Genomic DNA, 23,665 nt, shown 5'->3' with positions numbered 1-23,665 from the left:
ATCTTTGTATACTTAAAAAAATAATTAAATTATGACATTACAACAAATTCTTACGGAAAAGATTAAGATTGCAGTAGAGCAATTGTTTGAGGTTTCACTTGATAAAGTAGAATTTCAGGCTACCCGTAGGGAATTTGAAGGAGATATCACCATGGTTGTTTTTCCTTTATTAAAACTAATAAAAGGGAATCCTGTGGAAATAGGAAGTAAGATAGGTGATTATTTAGTTCAAAACGTAGCCGAAATTGAAAAGTTTAATGTGGTACAAGGGTTCTTAAATTTAGTAGTTGCCGACCGTTATTATGTAGATTTTTTTAATATAGCTAGAACAATTGAACAATTTGGTTTTAAAACACCTATAGAAGGAGATAAAGCTATAATGGTAGAATATTCTTCGCCTAATACGAATAAACCTTTACATTTAGGGCATATTCGTAATAATTTATTAGGTTATGCCGTGGCCGAAATAGTAAAAGCATCAGGAAAAAAAGTTTATAAAACACAAATTATAAACGATCGCGGTATTCATATTTGCAAATCTATGTTAGCGTGGCAAAAGGAAGGAAAGAATCAAACACCAGAATCAACAGGCTTAAAAGGCGATAAATTAGTGGGACATTTTTATGTTGAATTTGATAAACAATATAAAAATGAAATAAAAGATCTAATAGAAGCTGGACACACTGAAGAAGAAGCAAAAAAAATAGCACCATCTATTTTACAGGCACAGGAAATGCTCCGCAAATGGGAAGCCGGTGATGCTGAGGTAGTTGCTCTTTGGAAAAAAATGAATCAATGGGTATACGATGGGTTTAGTGTTACCTATAAAAATTTAGGAGTTGATTTTGATTCGTATTATTATGAAAGTAATACCTACTTGTTAGGAAAAGATGTTATAGAAGAAGGATTACAAAAAGAAGTTTTTTATAAAAAAGAAGACGGATCCGTTTGGATCAATCTAACGTCTGAAGGATTAGATGAAAAATTGGTTTTACGTGCAGACGGAACATCTGTATATATAACACAAGATATAGGAACAGCTATTCAACGTGTAAAAGATACTCCAGATGTAGGAGGAATGGTGTATACAGTAGGAAATGAACAAGATTATCATTTTAAAGTATTGTTCCTAATTCTAAAAAAATTAGGATTTGATTGGGCTGAGCAATTGTATCATCTTTCTTATGGTATGGTTGAATTACCTTCAGGTAAAATGAAATCACGTGAAGGAACTGTAGTAGATGCAGATGATTTAATGGCAGAAATGACATCTACAGCACAATCTATTTCAGAAGAATTAGGAAAATTAGATGGGTATACAGATCAGGAAAAAGCAGATTTATATAAAATAATAGGTCTAGGAGCTCTTAAATACTATATGCTAAAAGTAGATCCTAAAAAAACAATGATGTTTAATCCTGAAGAATCCGTTGATTTTAATGGAAATACAGGACCATTTATTCAGTACACTTATGCGCGTATTCAGTCTATCTTAAGAAAAGCAGATTTTGATTATTCAGGTAATATTCTTTTAGAAAATTTACACGAAAAAGAAAAAGAACTGATTAAACAAATTGCTTTGTTCCCCGAAGCTATTCAAAATGCAGCGGTTAACCATAGTCCTGCGTTAGTAGCTAATTATACGTATGACTTAGTCAAAGAATTTAATTCGTTTTACCAAAATGTATCTATTTTAGGTGAAGAAAATGTAGATAAAAAGATTTTTAGAGTTCAATTGGCTAAATTAGTGGGAGAAACAATCCAACGAGCATTTAGTTTATTAGGAATTCAAGTTCCTGAAAGAATGTAATAAGATAAGGCTGTCCAAAAAGGCACATTCAGAAGTAACCTCACTTTTGTAAAAAAATAAAACAATGACCCATTTTGATTTACAAATTTGGGTCATTTTTGTTTTTTAAAGGATTCAAATGTTTAAAAATAGGTTTTTGGGTCGCAACACGACGCACGTTCCCCTATGATGCTGGTCTTACATTTTTTTTATGCTACTAAAGTTTGCTGTTGTAGATAAATCCGTCTCCCTATTTCTAATGCATTGGCTGTGTGAATGCCAAAGAAAATCCAAAGGATCTCACTTTTTTGGGTTTTGGCTTTGATTTTCTTGAGATGGTAATGTTCCTTCTCCTTGCCAAAACTTCCTTCTAGTCGAGTAGCTCGTTCTTTCTTGATGTGTTGCGCTAAAATTTTGCGTTGTTCTTCATTTTTTCCAGCTTTTCCTTTACGTACAAAATCGGTTTGGATAGTATTGGTAGACGTGAAGGTTCGATTTTTATTGGTAGCATAAATGGCATCGGCTCCAAGTATTTTTACTTTTGTTTTAGTTAAATTCTGAGCGCAAAAAACACTGCTTTGCAGACGAGTTCCTTCGTTGAAAGCTCGATATTGAATGTGTTCGATGAAGTTAATGCCATCGATTTGAATTTTGTTTACTTTGGCTCCAAATTCAACTTGCTTTACTTCTTTCCCGCGAACAATTGGGCGGATATAACTTTTGCTAATACTTACAATCCTGTCTGGAACACTTTTACCAGTTTTAAATATCTGAATTTGTTGTTTGTATACTTGTTTGATAATCAGGCGCTGTTTGCTATATTTTGTAGTGGCTTCAAACGGATTTTGTGCTTCAATACGGCTAAGTTCGCCATTGAGTTTGTATAATAATTTAAGTAAACCTCGGGTAACTTTTGTGCGATGTTTTGATTGTTTTTTTCTCTTTTTTGAATATTGATTGTATCGCTTACACCAATCTAAATATTTAGTTCTTGGTAGTTTTATTTTAAACAAATGACACAAAGCTTCCATTTGCTTATAATTCCACTGTACACACTCCCAAAGCAATTTCTGGTTCGTAGGAAAGCGCACTTCACTCTCGTAACAAGTAGCATCCGTAAGCATTTTATCTAAATCTCCCATATAAGGAATCCAGTTCTTAGCTAGTACTTCTTGAGCTTTGCCAATGGTTAAAGTCTTGGATAGCTCCATTCTGATTTGACTCACGATTTTAAAGTTTTTCAAAGGTTTATCAATCGGAATCAGAATATCACAAAAAAATTGCATAAAGATATTTCCATTGAGAAGTTCAATCAACTTTTTATCCGAACAACCGTAGTAGTTTTTAAGCATCATCAGAGCAATTTTGCCTTTAGGACTAAAATAACAATGAGTCCCTTTTTGAGAATCTTTCAGTTTGAAGGCTTGAGCAAGCTCTGAAAAAGGCATCGAAAGATAAATTTTACCCAAATCTGTTTTTAAAAATTGGGCGTAAAAACCATCAAAATCTTTATTGATAGTAAAAAATGGAATTTGGTATTGAAATTCGCTTAAACGTATTATTTTTGGCATAGCATTTAAAGAAAAACCCCGTTTTTGACTCTTTTTGAGCAATTTCGGGGTTTGTTTCTTCTAAAATAACACTTATTTTGTTGATATGCAAGTGTTTGGGTAATTATGAATGTGCCCAAAAAGTAATAAATCAACATGTAGTTTGTTACTCCGACGAAGGAGGAGTCTCATAATCAATAGTATGTGATTTCTCCCTTTGATCGATGACAAGATTGCAAACTTTTAGGACAGCCTCCTTTTTTTAAAAGCAATAACGAGCACTTACCCCTACGTTCGGACCAAATCCTCTATCGGTTATGTCTTTGTATTCAGAACTGATATAAAGTTCAGGTCTTAGATCTACTGCTAATCTTAATGGGAAATCAAAATTATATTCAATTCCTCCATTCCCAGCAAGAATTAAGTAAATTCCCGTTTTGTCCTCATATCTACCATTATTTGAATTATAATAGGAAGACGCCGTCCAAGAACCTATTCCCGCACCAGGTCCAACAAACCATTTAAAACCGTCCTTTATATCAAAAACCCAGTGGTATAGAGCGGTAAGTTTTATTTCACGTTGATCATACTTATAGTTGCCATATCTTGTATATCCTTGATTTTTGAAGCCAAGATTAGCTTCTATTCTATTATCATCAGAGAGATCTCTTTGAAAAGTGATTTCAGCACCAAAACCGTTGTTTTCGTTAAGACGTATCCCTATAGCATTATCTTGAGCTATGCCCGTAGCTGTAATGCCCAATAAGGTAATGAATGTTAAAAAAGTTTTTTTCATTTTGTAATTTTTAGTTAGTTAACGGTATTAAATTAATAAATATTGTTTTAAAAAGCAGATAATACACAAAAAAGAAGCATAATACAACCGTTAAATTGTAAATAAATAAAAAAGAAAGATAGTTCACACTTCTTTTTTTCAAAAAAAGAATCTTAAATTTTATTGAAAAAAATAAAAAACTAATTTAACTTTTCTTGTAAAGCTTTTATTTCGTCACGTAATTTTGCTGCTTGCATAAAATCTAAATCTTTAGCGGCTTTTTCCATTGCTTTTCGTTTTTCACGAATACGTTTTTCTATTTCAGGTCTAGTTAGATATTCCGTTTCAGGTTCTGCAGCTTTAGAAATAAAATGTTCATGATGAGAACTATTTGTTGAACTTTTAGATAAATGATTTTCAATAGATTTATTCAAAGCTCTTGGAACCAAATTATGTGCTGTATTAAAATTAATTTGTTTTTCACGACGATAATTCGTTTCATCAATCGTACGTTGCATAGAATCCGTTATTTTATCAGCATACATAATAGCTTTACCATTAATATTACGAGCAGCACGTCCTACAGTTTGTGTTAAAGAACGATGACTGCGTAAAAAACCTTCTTTATCAGCATCTAGAATAGCTACTAAAGAAACTTCTGGTAAATCCAATCCTTCACGAAGTAAGTTAACACCAATTAACACATCAAATAAACCCTTACGTAAATCCTGCATGATCTGTACTCTTTCTAGTGTATCTACATCAGAATGTATATAACGACAGCGAATGGAAACTTTGGTTAAATATTTAGTCAATTCTTCCGCCATACGTTTTGTTAAAGTAGTTACTAAAACACGTTCATCTGCTTCACAGCGTTGTTGGATTTCTTCTATTAAATCGTCTATTTGATTGGCACTTGGACGTACTTCAATAATAGGATCTAATAATCCTGTTGGACGAATAATTTGTTCTACGTAAATGCCCTCAGATTTTTGTAATTCATAATCGGCTGGTGTTGCAGATACATAAATAACTTGATTTTGTAGTGCTTCAAATTCTTCAAACTTAAGAGGACGGTTATCTAAAGCAGCAGGCAATCTAAAACCATATTCAACCAAGTTTTCCTTTCTACTTCTATCTCCACCATACATTGCATGTACTTGAGAAATAGTTACATGACTTTCATCTACAACCATTAAAAAATCATCTGGAAAATAATCTAATAAACAGAAAGGGCGAGTACCTGCTTCTCGACCATCTAAATAGCGAGAATAATTTTCAATTCCTGAGCAATATCCTAACTCGCGGATCATTTCGAGGTCAAAATTCGTTCGCTCTTCTAGCCGTTTTGCTTCTAAATGTTTACCTGTTTCTTTAAAATAATCTACTTGTTTTACCAAGTCTTGTTGAATATTCCAAATAGCATTTTGTAAAACATCAGGAGAGGTAACAAACATATTAGCAGGGTAAATGTTTAGTTTCTCATAACGCTCTATTACTCTAGACGTTTTTACATCAAAAGCCTCAATTTCCTCTATTTCATCACCAAAAAAATGAATTCTAAAAGGATCATCTGCATAACCAGGAAAGACTTCAACAGTATCTCCTTTTATTCTAAAGTTACCAGGATTAAAATCTGCTTCAGTACGAGCATATAAACTTTGAACCAAACGATGTAAAAACTTTGTTCTTGAAATTTCTTGATTTCTCTCAATAGAAATAACATTTTTTTGAAACTCAACAGGATTTCCAATACCATATAAACATGAAACAGAAGCTACCACTAATACATCTCTTCTACCTGAAAGTAGGGCAGAGGTAGTACTTAAACGAAGTTTTTCTAATTCGTCATTAATTGATAAATCTTTTTCTATATAAGTCCCCGTTACGGGTATATATGCTTCTGGTTGGTAATAATCATAATAAGATACAAAGTATTGTACTGAATTATTAGGAAAAAATTGTTTGAACTCTGAATATAATTGAGCAGCTAATGTTTTGTTATGCGCTAGGACTAAAGTAGGGCGTTGTACTTCTTGTACTACATTGGCTACTGTAAAAGTCTTACCTGATCCTGTTACACCTAATAAAGTTTGATACTTTTCGTCATTTTGGATTCCTTCGGCTAATTTTTTAATAGCCTGAGGTTGATCTCCCATGGGAGAAAAATTAGATACAACTTGAAATTTCATTTAATACTAAAAATTAGAAATGTAAAGTTAAAGTTTTATTGATTATATAAAGCACGTGAACTCTAAGTGTTTTTTTATCATTGAAATACATTAATCAAAGGATTCTATTAATAATAAATGTCCTTCGGCATGTTCAATAGTTACAATACCATCTTCTGTTACAAAGTTGCTACTGCCTGTTTTAAAACCTAAAGTTAAGATGTCATTGTTTAAAGGATAAAATAAATTTTTAGAATGAATACCCTTTACTTCTCCAATAGGAATAAGTGAAAGAATACTGTTTTTAGTGTACCACTTTTCAAATTTTTGAGGCAATAAATGAATTTTTGAATAATCATCTAGAATTACAATTTTTAATTCCTCTCTATAACGAGCAATATTCGTAATATTTGTAAGCGTATGATCTGTTCGTCTTCCTGTAGCCCAAATAACATTTGCGGCTTTATGACCTTTATTAATCAAATAATCAAACGCTTTTTCTAAATCTGTTTTATCTTGGTCTGGAGTATGAACAATTTCAAGAGGATATTGTTTCTCTTTATAAGATTCAGCATCAAAACCTCTATCAAAGTCGCCTAATAAAACATCTACTTTTATACCTAAATTAAGAACTCTTTCTATAGCTGAATCTAAGACAATTACGAATGGTGACCATTCAAGTAATTGATCTAATAATTCGCGTGAGCATTCCGCCCCATTAGCAATTATTAATGCGGGTTCTTGGTTATCTCTAACAACGGAGTGTGAAGACATTTTTTCTACAAAAATAAAAAAGAGAGGATAATAATAAGGTAGTAAAAGTCTAAAAAATGAGTATCAACTATAAATTAGTATCTCTGTAACTAGAACTACTTGAAGTAAAAATATAAAAACATAAAAAAGAACCAATCAAAGAGACTAACCGATCAACATAAGCTATCTCAAGGTGTAGTTGGTATATTTGGAAACCAGGCAAAATGGCATGATAATAAGGTTGGTAATATATCTTGTGATGTTATTGAACAACTTAAGAAAGAATATCCTCAATTAACTTTTCGATACAGAAAGAGTGTTAAAAAAGAAGAAATAAATGAAGCTCTAAAAAAAGTAGATAAAGATTTAGGACAAACTCTTTTTGTTTCAAAATCAAGTATAAAGCCTGATGGAGGTATAATTGAAGTAAAAGATGATAATAATAATTGGAGAATAATTTTAGTTTCGGAAGCTAAACATCAAGGGAAAGATATAGAGAATATTTTAAGAGGGAAATTAGTAGGGAAATTAAATAATCAAGATATAAGTTCAGAAAGTATTGAACTACTCAAACAATCTGACATAGTTGTAACAAATCCTCCTTTTTCTTTATTTAGAGAGTTTGTAGCCCAATTAGTTAAATTTAAAAAAGAATTTTTAATAATCGGTAATATTAATGTTATAACCTATAAAGAAATATTTAAACTAATCAAGGAAAACAAAGTTTGGTTGGGAATAAATTTAGGAAGAGGTGTTTCAGGTTTTATAGTACCTAAACATTATGAGCTTTACGGAACAGAAACTCAAATAGATAGTTTAGGAAATAGAATAGTTTCACCAAATAATTGTTTATGGCTAACAAACCTAGATACATCTAAACGACACGAAGACATTGACCTTATAAAAAAATATTATGGTAACGAATCAGACTACCCTAAATATGACAATTACAATGGAATCAATGTAGATAAAACCCAGAATATTCCAATGGACTACGATGGATTTATGGGAGTACCCATAACATTTTTACATAAATTTAATCCTGACCAATTTGAAATAATAAAATTCAGAAAAGGAAATGACGAAAAAGATTTGTCAATAAATGGAAAATGTCCATATTTTAGGATCATAATTAGAAATAAAAGAATAAAAAAAGAATCACAAAAAACAGAAATTCAGCAAATAATAGAAGCCATATAATAAATGTAAGTTTCGTTTTTTTGAAAGTCCGAAAAAAAACGATTAATTAGCAATACGTTTTCTTCATACTAGAAAACATAAGGAATAAAAGTAAGTTTTTGAACCACAATCTACAACCTTCAAACTATCTTTTGTACAAAAACAATGAAGCAATTTTCCCAAAATCCTATTTTCATCCTCTCTTAATTTTCAATTTCATAAAAATAGAAGCCAGCCCTTAAATTCAAAAAGATTTCAGGCTGATTTTCTTATATTTGTGTTCGAAAATAAAACATACCATATAATGTCAAACAAATCAACGATTCATTACACTCTAACGGATGAAGCACCCATGCTGGCTACGCATTCGTTTTTACCTATAGTACAAGCTTTTACACAATCAGCAAACATTGATATTCAAATTCGTGATATCTCGTTGGCAGGTCGTATTTTAGCAAACTTTTCTGAGTTTTTAAACGAAGAACAACGTGTCGCAGATGCACTTACCGAACTAGGACAACTAGCCACTACGCCTGAAGCTAACATCATCAAATTACCTAATATCTCTGCTTCTATCGTTCAATTAAAAGAAGCAATTACCGAGTTACAAGCTCATGGTTTTGCGGTTCCTAATTACCCAGAAGAACCACAAACGGAAGAAGAAAAAAACATCAAAGCTAAATATGCTAAAGTATTAGGTTCTGCAGTAAACCCTGTTTTACGTGAAGGAAACTCGGACCGTCGTGCTCCTAAAGCGGTTAAAAACTACGCAAAAGCGAATCCGCACCGTATGGGCGTATGGGCATCCGATAGCAAAACTTCGGTAGCACACATGAATACTGGCGATTTTTATGGTACTGAAACTTCTACTACGGTAGCTAACGACGGTAAATTCCGTATTGTTTTCAATGGTGCTGATGGTTCTTCAAAAATTTTAAAGGATTTTTCATCATTAAAAGCAGGAGAAGTTATCGACTCTTCGGTAATGAATCTTTCAGCTTTAAAAGCTTTTGTTAAGGAAGCTATCGCAGAAGCTAAAGAGAAAAACGTATTGTTATCAGCACACTTAAAAGCGACGATGATGAAAGTGTCTGACCCTATTATTTTTGGAGCTATTGTAGAAACTTTCTTTGCTGATGTATTTACGACCTATGCTGCTACTTTTAAAGCTTTAGATATTAACCCTAACAATGGTTTACAAGATTTATATGCTAAAATTGCAGGTCACGCGCAAGAAGCTGAAATCAAATCGGCTTTAGATACGGCTTTAGCCAATGGTCCTCGCGTGGCTATGGTGAATTCTGATAAAGGTATTACGAATTTCCACGTTTCTTCTGATGTTATTGTAGATGCTTCTATGGCGGCACTAGCACGTAGTGGCGGTAAAATGTGGAACAAAGAAGGGAAAGAAGAAGATACAGTTTGTATTATCCCAGACCGTACTTATGCAGGTTTTTACCAGGCGGTAGTAGATGACATGATTGCTAACGGTGCTTTAGACCCTAAAACAATGGGAACAGTTCCTAACGTAGGTTTAATGGCGCAAAAAGCAGAAGAATACGGTTCGCACGACAAGACTTTCCAAATCGATGCTAACGGAACTGTAAATGTAGAAGATGAAAACGGAAACGTTTTATTAACGCAAAAAGTAGAAGCTGGAGACATTTTCAGAATGTGTCAAACCAAAGATGCGCCTATTCAAGACTGGGTTAAATTAGCAGTTACTAGAGCGCGTTTATCTGACACTCCTGCTATTTTCTGGTTAGACAAAGGGCGTGCACACGATAGTCAAATGATTCAAAAAGTAGAGAAATATTTACAAAATCACGACACTACTGGTCTTGACATTCGTATTATGGATGTAAAAGATGCCATGGCTGAAACACTAAGAAGAATCCGTGAAGGTAAAGATACCATTTCAGTTTCTGGTAACGTATTACGTGACTATTTAACTGATTTATTCCCTATTTTAGAATTAGGAACTTCTGCTAAAATGTTATCTATTGTTCCTTTAATGAACGGTGGTGGTTTATTTGAAACAGGTGCAGGAGGTTCAGCGCCTAAACACGTAGAACAATTTGTAGAAGAAGGGTATTTACGTTGGGATTCTTTAGGAGAATTCTTAGCATTACAAGCTTCTTTAGAGCATTTAGCACAAACACAAAACAATACTAAAGCACAAGTTTTAGCAGACACTTTAGATGAAGCCAACGCTTTATTCTTAGCAAATGACAAATCACCAGCGCGTAAAGTGGGTGAAATTGACAACAGAGGGTCTCACTTCTATTTAGCTTTATACTGGGCACAAGCATTAGCAAAACAAACAAAAGATACCGATTTGCAAGCTACTTTTGCGCCTATCGCTGAGGAAATGACCACTAATGAAGCTAAAATTGACGCTGAGTTAATTGCTGCACAAGGAAAAGCACAAGAAATCAAAGGATATTACCAACCTTCGTTTGAATTGACTGACAAGGCCATGCGTCCAAGTGACACTTTGAATAGTATCTTAGCCAAATTAAATTAATATAGAGCGACCTTCGGGTCGCTTTTTTATATATAAATTATGAAACTATATAGATTCCTATTCATTGGTATCAGCCTCTTTTCCTGCCAATCAAAAGAACATATCAAAGTCATTACCAAAGAAGTAATCGTTAAAGAAAAATACAATCCTATTGAACAGGATAGCCCTAATCCATTATTTGACTGTTATGAAGGTTCTCAATTAGACGTGAATATCTGTTCTTCAAAAGAGTTAGCCTAATACGACAGTATATTGAATTTAAAATATAAGCAAACGCTACAGCAACTAAACATTCAAATTAAAGAAGAAAAAGAAACCCAAGAAACCTATGCTTTACAACTTAAAAACACTCTAATAGACTCTCAAAAAAATGGATTAACAGGAAAGAATCTAATCTGGAAGTTATTGAAAATTATTATGACGATGGTTCTATAAGACCGTTAGGGAAAAGCACCCAAACTATAAACGGTACCAAAGAACGAATCAAATTCCTTGAACATATTGCTAGTGGATAAATTTAAAAAAGACTTGCTGAGAATATATTCTACGGAACACATTTCACAATTAATCAGTTTAATTTTCAGAAAAAAGCTCCTTGAAAAGAGGCTAGGCAATCTAAAGTGATCTTAAAAGATATACCTACAAGATTAACTAAATTTAGTGTTAATACTCGATACGTTTCGCCCACGAGCTGACATCGCTCCCTGATTTTGTAGTCTGGAAACCTTTAAAGAAATTATTGATAATCAAGTTAAGGACAATTAGCGGTTTAAAGAAATTGGAGTTTAAGTCTAAATTTAATGGTTATTTTATATATTTGACTTCAGTCTTAACGAAAGGTTTTGGAACAAAAATTCCCGACTTCTTAAAGCCAGCGGGAGGTTAGCTGTAATATTCATCAACACTATAACATAATATTATGAACAAAAACATAATTGTCCTATTATTGATTATTTCAAATAATCTTTTTTCACAAAAAATTAATTTTGAGAACTTAGGTAATTATCTTAATTATATTGAAAACAACAATTTAGGAACTGGTAGTGTATCAATTTTTAAAAACGGTGAAGAAATATATAATAAAGATTTTGGGCAGAAAAACATCCCAGATTTGATTTATAATAATACAACTAAATATCAAATTGGTTCAGTGACTAAACTGATTACAGCTACTTTGATATATAAGTTAATTGAAAAGAAAAAACTAGGAATCAATGATAAGCTATCCGATTTTTATCCTGAAATACCTAATTCAGAAAAAATAACTATTAAAAACCTGTTAGAACATACAAGTGGATTGGGTAGTTATGTCGTAAAAGAGGGACAAGTATGGGTAACTGAAAAGGTTACCGAAAAAGAAATTTTTAACTTAATAATAAAGCAAGGAGTAAGTTTCGAGCCAAATGAAAAAGTAGCTTATTCCAATACAGCTTATTATTTGTTGACTAAAATTATTGAAAAAAAATACAAAAAACCATTTCACAAAGTATTCACCCAAGAAATCGCCCAACCGCTTAAACTAAGAAATTTGGTATCCATAAAATCAAATCCAAAAAATGTGTTTAAACCTTATCATTATAAGATGAATAAATGGCAGGAATTAGAAAAAGAGATAGATTTTTTTAATGTTATTGGTGTGGGTGACATGGCTTCAACACCTAAAGATCTGAATATTTTTATTAATAATTTATTTCAAAACAAGATTATAAAAAAAGAATCTTTAGAGATGATGCTGCCTTCTGGAAATACCGATAGCTGGGGAAGAGGAATTGCAACCTGGATGTTTGATGGGATTGTGTTTTATGGACACGGAGGAGATACATTAGGCTCACATGCGCTTCTTATATATAATAAAGACGAAAATTTATCAATTGCCTATACCACAAATGGTGAAAGAATTCGCAAAGAAGAATTTACAAAAGATATTATTTATTCCCTTTACGATAAAGATTTTGATTTTCCAATAATTAAATAAAAAATACTAAAGCCAACATCTAAGGTTTCGTTGGACATCAAAGAGCCAACAATGAAATCCTTGCTAAAGAGAACCTATTATGTGTCGTCTACTATGGAGAGATTAATAGATAATTGACGGTTTTTTTGAAATTTATTTTTAAGAATTTATGAGTATTTTTTGTCGCTCTTGAACATGAAAATACATTGTCCACAAAATTTACTTTTACAGAAATTGGAGTTTTGGCTATCCTCAGGATACCAATCCAGTGAACCTCTTTTGTCAAAAACAGCTAGGGTATGCAAATTTCCATTTTTGCAATAGGAATATTTAGGTACTACTTTTGATTTAGGATTTTTTTGTATTAGCTCTACTTGTAATTTTGTCTGTTAAGCAGGTAAATTATTGCTTTTTATAGTATTCCTCAAAAAGCATAATGCCTTATTTTGACAAAGTTTTGGGGTAGTATATGCCATACAAATTTCTTTGTGAACTCCTCTAAGGAAAGGATCATTTGTTTTTTAATACCTTCTGTCTTGTAACCCTTGAAACTAAAAGTTACTTCTTTTGAATTTACCTCTTTGAGTTGATGGTTACGAGTACTATTTTAGTATATATTAGGATAATTTATACCTAGTCAGTATTATGTAAAAAAATATATTAAAATCTTTTTTTAAAATAAACCAAAATTTGGCAAGATTATTGGTTGATGATTATCATATATCAATATCAAATCATGAAAAAAATAACATTTATTCTTTTAGCATCTAGTGCATTATTATTAACTCATTGTAAAAAAAATGAGACGGGAGTTGTAAATCCTACAGAAGCCACTTCTGAAAACGATTTCATAGGAATGTATAACGGTACGATACCATGTGCTGATTGTCCTGGTATATACACAAATATTACATTTAAAAAGGATGGGAAAGTTGCAAAAAGTACACTGTATTTAGACAGTGATGATACGTCATTAACTGAGTATGGAGTATGGAGTAAAGAAAATAATATTATTGAGGTTACTATTCCTAATTCTCCTAAAGAATATTATACTATAAAACCAGATCATACTTTAACTTTGTTAAATGCTGATAAAAAAGAAGTTTCTGGTGAATTAGCTAAGGCATATATTTTTGAAAAAATAGAAAACTATACATCTAAAATGTTGAACGGAACGTACCAAACAAGTATTGATGGTAAAGGATATAATCAAATTTTAGAACTAAAAGCGGATAACGATAGTATTTACAATGTAAAAATTACCTTTACTGGAGCAACTAAAGGATGTACTTTTGAAGGAAAAGGTAAATTAGTGAATAACCAGATTGATCTTGATTTAAATAAAATCAAAAACCACTTAAAAGCTACTATGACCATTCAATTTAAGGATGATACTAAAATTGCAGAAGTATTTTCTTCTAAATTTGATGAACGTTTTGATTTAATGTATTTCTGTGGAGGTGGTGCTAGTTTAGCGGGAGATTATACTAAAAAATAAATTTAAAATAGATAAGGAATCTAATTTTATACCATTATTTATCAATCTAATATAGAGGCTGTCCAAAAAGTAATAAATCAACATGCAGTTTGTCACTCCAGTAAGGAGGAGTTTCATAATCAAAATTATGTGATTTCTCCCTTTGGTTGAAATGACAAGGTTGTGAACTTTTTGGACAGTCTTAGTTTTTGATAAAATAAAGCAATTGAAAGAGCTTTCACAATCCGATATAATGATTCTTTTATTGTGTTAGTATGTCTAGTAAAATAGATTTGATTTTATGAAAATCTTTTAATAAATATAAAAAAAAAGGATAATAATTTTCCTGTTTTTTATGGAATTATATGCTCAGGACAATCCATTCTGATCTCTGTTTTTTTTAAATGTGTTTGCATAAGATTGCAAAAATGGCCATCTTCCTTGTTTTCATAAAATTTACAACTAAAACACATACGTTGTACTGAAATAACATCTATTTGAGTTAATTTAAAGATTAATTTTGATAATAATTCCCAAACAACTTCTTTATCTGAAATTTCTTGTTTCTCAAAAAAAACTTGTAAAGGTTGGGTAAAGTCTTCTACTTTTAAAACAATTTCACATCCATTAGTTGTCAGCTTCATACAATAGCTTCTGGAGTCATTAGAATCTTGTATTTTTTCAATTAATCCTTTTTGTTCTAATATTTTTACAGCATCACTTATCGTAGGTTTGGTAACGCCAAATTCTTTTGCTAAGTAACTAACGGTAGAATATTTTTGATCATGATATTTTATAAAAATGAGTATTTGAATTTGAATAGGACTTAAAGCCCATTTTTTAGATTGTTCCCAAATTAAATAACGATGCACTGTTGCCAGTTTATCTAAACCTGCCACAATTTTATTATCAATTGATAAATTTTGATATTTGAGATTAAATACACTTTTCATAAAAAAGTAAATCAGGAATTAGCCTTAGTGGACAAAATTAGTAATACTATTTTTTTAATCATGTATAAAAACATAATTTATGAAATAAATTATAAAAAGGGTTAAGAGGATAAGAGATTTCAATGTTTAATTTGCTTCAATCAATTGATGATTCTTGAAATAAAGGGAGATTTAATAGTAGAATAAATTCAATATAATTGTAAAACTTTTCTTGTTGTTAGATTAAAGGCTCTCTGTTAATCTTAATTTTTAAGCTATTTTTCCTTTTTAAATGAATGTTTATAAAGAATTGATTTTTTTTAAATCGTATTATAAAACATTTTTATTTGGTATTCTATTTTAATGTAAATTTGATTAAAATTATTTCATTTTAAAAAGCAATATTTTCTGTAGAAAATGTAACATTTAGTCTTATTGTTAAACTAATTTATAGAATACAATAAGTGTATATGTCTTAAAATTTTAAATAAATGCTCTTCTAAAAATTAAAAAACAAACATACAATGAATTTAAAAAATATATTACTGTTCTTTCTTGCCTTGTACAATTCATTTCTTTTTAGTCAACAAAGATTTACCTTAAGTGGTATTGTTTCTGAAGCTAAAACAAATGAAACTATAATAGGTGTTAATTTACAAATTGAAGGGACTTCAATAACCTCTTCAACTAATGAGTATGGGTTCTTTTCTATTACTTTACCTGAAGGAACATATACTTTAGTTGCAAGCTCTTTTGGTTTTAAAACAGAACGCCAAAAACTGGAACTAAAAGGAGATGTTAAATTAAATTTTCGGTTAGAAGAAGAAAATAAGCAATTAAAAGAAGTGGTAATAACAGATACGAAACAAAAGGCTAATATACGTAAACCTGAGATGAGTGTTAATAAATTAAATATTCAAACAATCAAACAAATTCCAGCAGTATTAGGAGAAGTAGATGTAATCAAGTCACTTTTATCATTACCTGGTGTTACTAATGCAGGAGAAGGACAATCGGGTTTTAATGTTCGAGGAGGCGGAGCAGATCAAAACTTAGTTTTATTGGATGAAGCTACAGTATATAACGCATCACATGTTTTTGGGTTCTTTTCAGTATTCAATCCAGATGCTATTAAGGATTTAAAATTATATAAAGGAGGAATTCCTGCAAAATATGGAGGTAGAGCTTCATCTGTTTTGGATATTTATCAAAAAGATGGCAATAGTAATCGTTTTTCAGTCAATGGTGGTATTGGGCTTATTACAAGTCGATTTTTGGCAGAAGGACCTATTGTAAAAGAACGAGGTTCTTTTTTGGTAGGAGGAAGGTCTTCTTATGCTCATCTATTCCTTAAATTAAGTGATAATAAAAATGCGGCTTATTTTTATGATTTAAACGCTAAATTAAATTATAAATTAAATAGTAATAATAACCTATACTTATCAAGCTATTTTGGTCGTGATGTTTTTGAATTTAGTAAGACCTTCTACAATACTTATGGTAATACGACACTTAATTTAAGATGGAATCATTTGTATTCAGATAAACTTTTTTCTAATTTATCTCTAATTTATAGTGATTATTATTATGGTTTGAGGTTAGATTTTGTGGGCTTTAATTGGAACTCTGGTATCAAAAATTATAATATTAAATATGATTTTAAACATTATATAGCAGACAAATTAAAGCTAAACTATGGCTTAAATGCCATTTATAGTGATTTTAATCCTGGAATTATAGAACCAACGGATCAAAAATCACCTATAACTTATAAAAAATTAGATCAAAAGTATGCTTTTGAACCTGCCCTTTATCTAGATGTTGAACAAAAAATAGGTTCAAAAATTGGAATTTCTTACGGTTTGCGTTATAGTCAATTTTATCGTTTGGGAAATTCTACTATTAATTACTATGATAATGATAATCCTGTAATTTTTGATTCTGAATCAAAAATTTATGGAAAAGCGACTCCTATTGGTCAAAAAACCTTTGGTTCATTTCAAAAAATAGCTTTTCATGATTATTTAGAACCCCGTTTTGCAATGGCATACGAGTTAACTCCTGAACAGTCATTAAAACTAAGCTATAATCGTATGGTGCAATACTTACAACTGGTTTCTAATACAACTTCTCCTACCCCTCTTGATGTTTGGACTCCTAGTGATAATTATATTAAACCACAAGTTGCAGATCAAGTTGCTATAGGATATTTTAATAATTTTAAAAACGACATATATACCCTAGAAGTTGAAACATTCTACAAAAAAATACAGAATAGAATGGATTATATTGATGGTGCCGATTTGATAGCTAATGAAGCTATTGAACAGGTTGTTTTAAATGGACAAATGCGTTCGTATGGTTTAGAACTTTTACTCCGAAAAAATAGTGGTAACTTAACAGGATGGTTATCCTATACGTTATCTCGTTCTGAACAACAAACTCCTGGAAGAAATAATCAAGAAATAGGAATTAATAATGGAAAATGGTACCGTTCCGCTTATGATAAAACCCATAATATTGTATTTACAGGAGCCTATAAATTAAATGAAAAATGGAGTTTTGGAGCTAATTTTACTCTTCAATCAGGACAACCCGTTACGTATCCTAATGCTCAATATGTATATCAAGATCTAGTGGTGCCTAGTTATGGGGTAAGAAATGATAATAGATTACCAGCTTATCATCGTTTGGATGTATCTGCTACGTTAAAACCTAGAAAAAATATAAATAGAAAATGGCAAGCAGAATGGGTTTTTAGTATCTATAACTTATACAATAGAAAAAATGCCGCCTCTATTAGTTTTAGACAAAATAAAGATACTGGAATTAACGAAGCCGTTAGATTATCTATTTTTGGCATGATTCCGTCTGTATCGTATAATTTTAAATTTTAAAGTAAATACATTACAAAAAATATTAAATTACTATTAACGTAACGGGTATTGATTACAAATAAACTTACATAAATAAGAGTTATTTATATACACCCCATAAATTTTACACCCCATGAAAAAAATATTTTTATTTTTATATAGTTGCGTCCTTGTTTTATTCTTTGCAAATTGTGAAGACGTGGTAGATATACCTTTAGAAACTGCTACTCCTAAACTTGTAATTGACGCTAATCTTAAATGGTCTCCTAACACAACAGGACAAAACCAAACGATTAAACTGAGTCTTACTAATTCTTTTTATTCTAATAATATTTTACCTGCTAATAATGCTGCAGTAACTATACAAAATACAGCTAATCAAACTTATACCTTTAATCAAGTACCTGGTACTACTGATTATGTTTGTGACAACTTTGTTCCCTTAGTAGGTCAAACCTATACCCTGAAAATAATTTATCAAGGTGATGTTTATACTGCTAGTAATACCTTACTTGCTACACCTAAAATAATTGAAATTAAACAAGAAAATCAAAAAGGAGTGAACGGAAAAGATCAAATACGAATTAAAGGTTTTTTTCAAGATAATGGAAAAGAAAAAAATTATTATTTATTTAAAATAGATAATAGCAAAATTGCTTTTCCTGAATATAGATTACTAGATGATAAATTTTCTCAAGGAAATGTTATGTTTGGTCTTTTTTATGATGAAATAGAATCTAATGATAAAATAAAAATCAGTATACAAAGTATTACTGAAAAACATTTTTATTATATGAGTAAATTGCTCAGTATCTCAGGACAAAATGGGGGAGGACCTTTTAGTACACCTCCTGCAACTTTACGAGGAAACATTATTAATCAAACCCATAATGATCGTTTTCCTTTTGGCTATTTTAATTTAAGCGAGGTATCATCAGAAGATTATATTGTAAAATAAGAACAAAATTCTATTAATTGAGTTTAATTTATTCGTTTGGATAAACTAAATAAATGAAAAATTAAAACAATCAGATGATATTAATCTTACATTCTTTCTGGTGTTAAAATCTTGTTTTTGATAGATTAGGTTAATGGAGGATGTAATAGTAAGGGATTTTTACAAACAAAACATTAGATTTTTATAATCATTTAAAAAAAGAAACACATTGACAGTTTTCCAAGAACAAAACGAGAGAAAATTTTAAAAGGCATGATTTTTTTGCAATGGAAACAGAAGATAAAATCATTAAGAATTTGCTTCGTTTTGTAAAAAAGTAAGTGAGATAATATTTCTAGTTATTTAATATCTATTCTTTCTATTGTTTTATTGAAAACTAAAATAAAAAAGCTCCGAATTTCGGAGCTTTTTTATCGGTTAAAGAAAGATTATTTACGGCTTTCTTTGATTTTAGCTTTTTTACCAGTAAGGTTTCTGAAGTAGAAAATACGAGCTCTACGAACTTTACCTTTTTGGTTAACTTCGATTTTTTGTAATGCTGGCATGTTGACAGGGAAGATACGCTCAACACCTACAGCACCTGACATTTTACGGATTGTAAAAGTTTCAGTTGCACCAGTACCTCTTCTTTGAATTACTACTCCTTTAAAGAACTGAGTTCTAGTTTTTTCTCCCTCTTTAATTTCATAGTACACAGTGATAGTATCACCTGCTTTAAATGAAGGAAAATCATTTTTTGCAACTAATTCGTTGTTTACGAAATCTAATAAACTTGACATTTTTATAAAAATTATAAGTTAAAACCTGAGCAACATACACGATTCTCGCCAGAGGTTGGTCAAACTAAGCCGCAAATATAATTATTCTGTTTTAAAAAGACAATTCAATTTGGATAGAATTTATTTTAAGATTCTTGTTTTATAAAAAAATAGTGTTTTTTGAATATTTATAAATTTAAAATAATTGATTTATAAAAACTTTATAGATATACACCATTTATAAAAACTTAAATGTTAAATCTTTTTTTTATGTTTTTTATTTAAGTGTTTGTTTTATAGTGTTTTGAATCTTTTTTTGTGTATTTCTGTATTTAAACAGTAATTTTGTTGAACATTAAAAAAATAAAAATATGAATAGAAAATTACTTAAAACATTATTTTTTTTCTTTGTTTCGTCTTATTCTTTTGGTCAAGTAGGGATTGGAACAGACCAGCCTAGAGGAGCATTAGAGATAAAATCATCTACAAACGGTTTTGTACCTCCTCAAGTAGCTCTAACTTCTTCGAATGCGTCAGCTCCAGTAGTAAATCCGCAAGGAGGAGGAGCACCTGTAACAGGAACCATTGTATATAACACAGCAACAGCGGGAACAGCACCAAATAATGTGGTGCCTGGATTTTATTATTGGAATGGTGCAAGTTGGTTGTTATTAACAAGCCAAGCTAGTTCAGGTCCCTCACAATGGACAATAACAGGAAATTCGGGAACATCAGCTTCTACTAATTTCGTAGGAACTACAGATGCAGTTGACTTTGTAACACGTACTAATAATACAGAAAGTATGAGGGTAACAAGTACAGGCAATGTAGGGATAGGATCAACAAGTCCATTGGGTAAATTTCAAGTTAATAACGGAGGTTCTGCAATAAGTGGAATGTCAGTAAGAGCTTTAGCTGATTGGGATGCGGTTTCTATATCTCATGATGGAAGCACAGGCTATATTAACGCAGCAGGCGTTGAAAACGGTCTTGTTTTTAGAACCAACTCAATTGCTTCGGGCGATTATTTATCTAATGCTTATACCGAGCGAATGAGATTGTTAAGTAATGGGAATTTAGGTATCGGAACGGCATCTCCTGCGAGCAAACTTGATGTAGCGGCTGGAACAACAGGAGTTCAAACGGTTGTAAATGCAACAGGAAATATTAATGATTTTCTTCAATTTAATGTTCAAAATACAAGTTCAGGGCTTCAAGCTCAAAGCGGATATTCAGCTACAGCTAATAATGGTACAGCTACTTCTGGTTTTGTTTGGATGGGAATTAATAATTCAGGTTTTAATTTTCCCACAGCGTATAATATAGGAGGAGCAAATGATGTATCTTATATAGGAAGCGGACAAGATATGCACATTGCTAATGCAAATAATACAAAATCAATAATTTTTTCCACAGGAACTGCCTCAACTCCTTTTTTTAACGAAAGGATGAGGGTTACTAATGCAGGAAATGTAGGGATAGGAACTACTAATCCTACAACAAAATTACACATTAGTAGTGCAGGTTCTCCCGCATTAAGAATTGTAGACGGTAGTGAAGGTAGTGGTAAAATGTTAGTTTCCGATGCAAATGGAAATGCTACTTGGCAATCTAGTAATTTACCCTTAATTTCTGCCTTTCAGGGTATGGTAATACCTATATGTGCTAATGTGTCGGTAAATTCAACGGGTTCTTTTGTAACAAGCATAAGTGGTGTAAATACCACAGTAACTTGGACGGTATTGTCAAAACAAACCTCTAATGCTAGTTTTCCAATAACTGCAGAAAGATTACAGGTTAGGTATAATTTTTCACCACAATTACCATTCAACCCTAAGGGAATCATATTTAATGCTCTTAACAATAGCGGATACCCTGATACCTTTTCGTTAAACTATGCTGCAAAATCGCAATCTTCCATTACCGTTAATATTACCCGAAATGATACACTTGGAAATGGAACAGTATCTTGCTGGGCAGGTCAATTTTACTTCGATGTTATGGTTATGAATTAAAGGATATAAAAACGAAAGATTATTTTTTTGATCCATTTTAAATTACAATAGTTTTATTTTTTTATACCATAATAAGATAAAAAAAGCAAAATAGTAAGAAAATGATGAAGTGTAACAAAGATAAAATAGTACTGCTAGGTCTTTATTATTTGCGTTTTTAAGAATAAAAATATAAATAAGTTTGAGCAATACTATATATTGTAGAAAATTTGTATATTTCGTAAATATTGAAAGATATTTTTATAGATTATTAAAAACAATAAGTATATGGGTGTGAAATTACTTAAAACATTATTTTTTTTCTTTGTTTCGTCTTATTCTTTTGGTCAAGTAGGGATTGGAACAGACCAACCTAGAGGAGCATTAGAGATAAATTCATCTACAAACGGTTTTGTTCCTCCTCAAGTAGCTCTAACTTCTTCGAATGCGTCAGCTCCAGTAGTAAATCCGCAAGGAGGAGGAGCACCTGTAACAGGAACCATTGTATATAACACAGCAACAGCGGGAACAGCACCAAATAATGTGGTGCCTGGATTTTATTATTGGAATGGTGCAAGTTGGTTGTTATTAACAAGCCAAGCTAGTTCAGGTCCCTCACAATGGACAATAACAGGAAATTCGGGAACATCAGCTTCTACTAATTTCGTAGGAACTACAGATGCAGTTGACTTTGTAACACGTACTAATAATACAGAAAGTATGAGGGTAACAAGTACAGGCAATGTAGGGATAGGATCAACAAGTCCATTGGGTAAATTTCAAGTTAATAACGGAGGTTCTGCAATAAGTGGAATGTCAGTAAGAGCTTTAGCTGATTGGGATGCGGTTTCTATATCTCATGATGGAAGCACAGGCTATATTAACGCAGCAGGCGTTGAAAACGGTCTTGTTTTTAGAACCAACTCAATTGCTTCGGGCGATTATTTATCTAATGCTTATACCGAGCGAATGAGATTGTTAAGTAATGGGAATTTAGGTATCGGAACGGCATCTCCTGCGAGCAAACTTGATGTAGCGGCTGGAACAACAGGGGTTCAAACGGTTGTAAATGCAACAGGAAATATTAATGATTTTCTTCAATTTAATGTTCAAAATACAAGTTCAGGGCTTCAAGCTCAAAGCGGATATTCAGCTACAGCTAATAATGGTACAGCTACTTCTGGTTTTGTTTGGATGGGAATTAATAATTCAGGTTTTAACTTTCCCACAGCGTATAATATAGGAGGAGCAAATGATGTATCTTATATAGGAAGTGGACAAGATATGCACATTGCTAATGCAAATAATACAAAATCAATAATTTTTTCCACAGGAACTGCCTCAACTCCTTTTTTTAACGAAAGGATGAGGATTACTAATGCAGGAAATGTAGGGATAGGAACTAATACTCCCTCAAGAAGAGTTGAAATTAATTCAGGTACTTTAGGAACTCCTCCGATTCGTTTAACACAACAAAGAGCTAACGTTGCTGCAACATCTACAGCTGGGGATGGGACAAAAAATTTAGTGGTAGACAATAACGGTGATTTGGTAACTAAGATAAATGAAAAAAGATATACGCCTAATACCTGTTCTTGTATAGGAGCATTTCCGTATACATTACCTGCTGATTTTACTACTTATGAAGAGTATGATGGTAATTGGTCGGGTAATCTTCAAACGAATACTACTTTAGCAGATTTTATACTTCCAACAGCTGCTAATGCTATTGCGGCAGGACATAAATACGGCGATGTGGTAATAATTCATAGAGGGTCATCTTATAATGTAGTCATGGGTACTACTAATACAAATCTTACAGGAGTAATTAGTTTACCAGCAAATACTTCTGTGGGCTTTGCGTTAGGATTAGATAAATGGTATAGAGTTTTTTAAAGTAAATTCTTTCGGGATTTTAGAATAAATAGATTCTTTGTTTAATGATCTATTATTTTAGAGTGATTTCTTATGA

At 31.4% G+C, this 23,665-nt stretch carries 17 protein-coding genes and 1 pseudogene; 11 read left to right on the top strand and 7 right to left on the bottom strand.

Annotation, left to right across the window (positions count from 1 at the left end):
* The first annotated feature begins 31 nt into the window (after nucleotides 1–31).
* Nucleotides 32–1,810, top strand: coding sequence for an arginine--tRNA ligase (gene argS / locus AWN65_RS08490; protein ID WP_060382773.1), 1,779 nt, complete (start codon nucleotides 32–34; stop codon nucleotides 1,808–1,810).
* A 188-nt stretch (nucleotides 1,811–1,998) separates the two neighbouring features.
* Here argS and AWN65_RS15245 read toward each other — a convergent pair whose 3' ends face one another.
* The 4 genes from AWN65_RS15245 to AWN65_RS08470 form a co-directional block, all read right to left on the bottom strand.
* Nucleotides 1,999–3,360: a hypothetical protein gene (locus AWN65_RS15245; RefSeq protein ID WP_063744209.1), complete on the bottom strand. Its 1,362-nt coding sequence runs from the start codon at nucleotides 3,358–3,360 to the stop codon at nucleotides 1,999–2,001.
* A gap of 241 nt (nucleotides 3,361–3,601) precedes the next feature.
* Nucleotides 3,602–4,135 (bottom strand): hypothetical protein, encoded by a 534-nt coding sequence (locus tag AWN65_RS08480; RefSeq protein ID WP_060382772.1) that lies wholly within the window; start codon nucleotides 4,133–4,135, stop codon nucleotides 3,602–3,604.
* A gap of 179 nt (nucleotides 4,136–4,314) precedes the next feature.
* Nucleotides 4,315–6,306 carry an excinuclease ABC subunit UvrB gene (uvrB, locus tag AWN65_RS08475; RefSeq protein ID WP_060382771.1) on the bottom strand — a complete coding sequence of 664 codons (1,992 nt, stop codon included), beginning with the start codon at nucleotides 6,304–6,306 and terminating at the stop codon, nucleotides 4,315–4,317.
* A 90-nt stretch (nucleotides 6,307–6,396) separates the two neighbouring features.
* On the bottom strand, nucleotides 6,397–7,059 hold the full coding sequence (locus AWN65_RS08470; RefSeq protein WP_060382770.1) for a thiamine diphosphokinase: 663 nt from the start codon (nucleotides 7,057–7,059) through the stop codon (nucleotides 6,397–6,399).
* Between the two features lie 120 nt (nucleotides 7,060–7,179).
* Between AWN65_RS08470 and AWN65_RS15240 the strand changes: the two genes are divergently transcribed.
* The 5 genes from AWN65_RS15240 (at nucleotide 7,180) to AWN65_RS08450 (ending at nucleotide 12,719) form a co-directional block, all read left to right on the top strand.
* Complete coding sequence (locus AWN65_RS15240) at nucleotides 7,180–8,238, top strand: EcoRI family type II restriction endonuclease (protein WP_081078413.1); 1,059 nt, start codon at nucleotides 7,180–7,182, stop codon at nucleotides 8,236–8,238.
* Nucleotides 8,239–8,521: 283 nt separating this feature from the next.
* On the top strand, nucleotides 8,522–10,744 hold the full coding sequence (locus tag AWN65_RS08460) for an NADP-dependent isocitrate dehydrogenase (RefSeq protein ID WP_060382769.1): 2,223 nt from the start codon (nucleotides 8,522–8,524) through the stop codon (nucleotides 10,742–10,744).
* Nucleotides 10,745–10,783: 39 nt separating this feature from the next.
* Nucleotides 10,784–10,984 carry a hypothetical protein gene (locus AWN65_RS14805; protein WP_123861983.1) on the top strand — a complete coding sequence of 67 codons (201 nt, stop codon included), beginning with the start codon at nucleotides 10,784–10,786 and terminating at the stop codon, nucleotides 10,982–10,984.
* A 12-nt stretch (nucleotides 10,985–10,996) separates the two neighbouring features.
* Nucleotides 10,997–11,179 carry a hypothetical protein gene (locus tag AWN65_RS08455; RefSeq protein ID WP_060382768.1) on the top strand — a complete coding sequence of 61 codons (183 nt, stop codon included), beginning with the start codon at nucleotides 10,997–10,999 and terminating at the stop codon, nucleotides 11,177–11,179.
* 484 nt (nucleotides 11,180–11,663) lie between these two features.
* Nucleotides 11,664–12,719, top strand: coding sequence for a serine hydrolase domain-containing protein (locus AWN65_RS08450; RefSeq protein ID WP_060382767.1), 1,056 nt, complete (start codon nucleotides 11,664–11,666; stop codon nucleotides 12,717–12,719).
* A 403-nt stretch (nucleotides 12,720–13,122) separates the two neighbouring features.
* On the opposite strand, the pseudogene AWN65_RS15445 reads toward AWN65_RS08450, so the two are convergent.
* Nucleotides 13,123–13,281 (bottom strand): annotated as a pseudogene (locus AWN65_RS15445) (transposase); the annotation flags it as partial.
* 153 nt (nucleotides 13,282–13,434) lie between these two features.
* On the opposite strand from AWN65_RS15445, the gene AWN65_RS08445 reads away from it, so the two are divergent.
* Nucleotides 13,435–14,196 carry a copper resistance protein NlpE gene (locus AWN65_RS08445; RefSeq protein WP_158447592.1) on the top strand — a complete coding sequence of 254 codons (762 nt, stop codon included), beginning with the start codon at nucleotides 13,435–13,437 and terminating at the stop codon, nucleotides 14,194–14,196.
* 332 nt (nucleotides 14,197–14,528) lie between these two features.
* Here AWN65_RS08445 and AWN65_RS08440 read toward each other — a convergent pair whose 3' ends face one another.
* A complete protein-coding gene (locus AWN65_RS08440; RefSeq protein WP_060382765.1) occupies nucleotides 14,529–15,128 on the bottom strand; it encodes a MarR family winged helix-turn-helix transcriptional regulator in 600 nt (199 codons plus the stop codon).
* A gap of 503 nt (nucleotides 15,129–15,631) precedes the next feature.
* On the opposite strand from AWN65_RS08440, the gene AWN65_RS08435 reads away from it, so the two are divergent.
* A complete protein-coding gene (locus AWN65_RS08435; protein ID WP_060382764.1) occupies nucleotides 15,632–18,004 on the top strand; it encodes a TonB-dependent receptor in 2,373 nt (790 codons plus the stop codon).
* Between the two features lie 112 nt (nucleotides 18,005–18,116).
* Nucleotides 18,117–18,941: a DUF4249 domain-containing protein gene (locus AWN65_RS08430; RefSeq protein ID WP_060382763.1), complete on the top strand. Its 825-nt coding sequence runs from the start codon at nucleotides 18,117–18,119 to the stop codon at nucleotides 18,939–18,941.
* Between the two features lie 428 nt (nucleotides 18,942–19,369).
* Here AWN65_RS08430 and rplS read toward each other — a convergent pair whose 3' ends face one another.
* Nucleotides 19,370–19,720, bottom strand: coding sequence for a 50S ribosomal protein L19 (rplS, locus tag AWN65_RS08425; RefSeq protein WP_060382762.1), 351 nt, complete (start codon nucleotides 19,718–19,720; stop codon nucleotides 19,370–19,372).
* 350 nt (nucleotides 19,721–20,070) lie between these two features.
* Here rplS and AWN65_RS08420 point away from each other — a divergent pair, with 350 nt between their 5' ends.
* Nucleotides 20,071–21,714 carry a hypothetical protein gene (locus AWN65_RS08420; protein ID WP_060382761.1) on the top strand — a complete coding sequence of 548 codons (1,644 nt, stop codon included), beginning with the start codon at nucleotides 20,071–20,073 and terminating at the stop codon, nucleotides 21,712–21,714.
* A 267-nt stretch (nucleotides 21,715–21,981) separates the two neighbouring features.
* Nucleotides 21,982–23,589, top strand: coding sequence for a hypothetical protein (locus AWN65_RS08415; protein WP_060382760.1), 1,608 nt, complete (start codon nucleotides 21,982–21,984; stop codon nucleotides 23,587–23,589).
* Nucleotides 23,590–23,665 lie beyond the last annotated feature (76 nt).

Source organism: Flavobacterium covae (genome assembly GCF_001534645.1).
Classification (GTDB): domain Bacteria; phylum Bacteroidota; class Bacteroidia; order Flavobacteriales; family Flavobacteriaceae; genus Flavobacterium; species Flavobacterium covae.
This window is presented reverse-complemented; position numbering and strand designations above follow the sequence as displayed.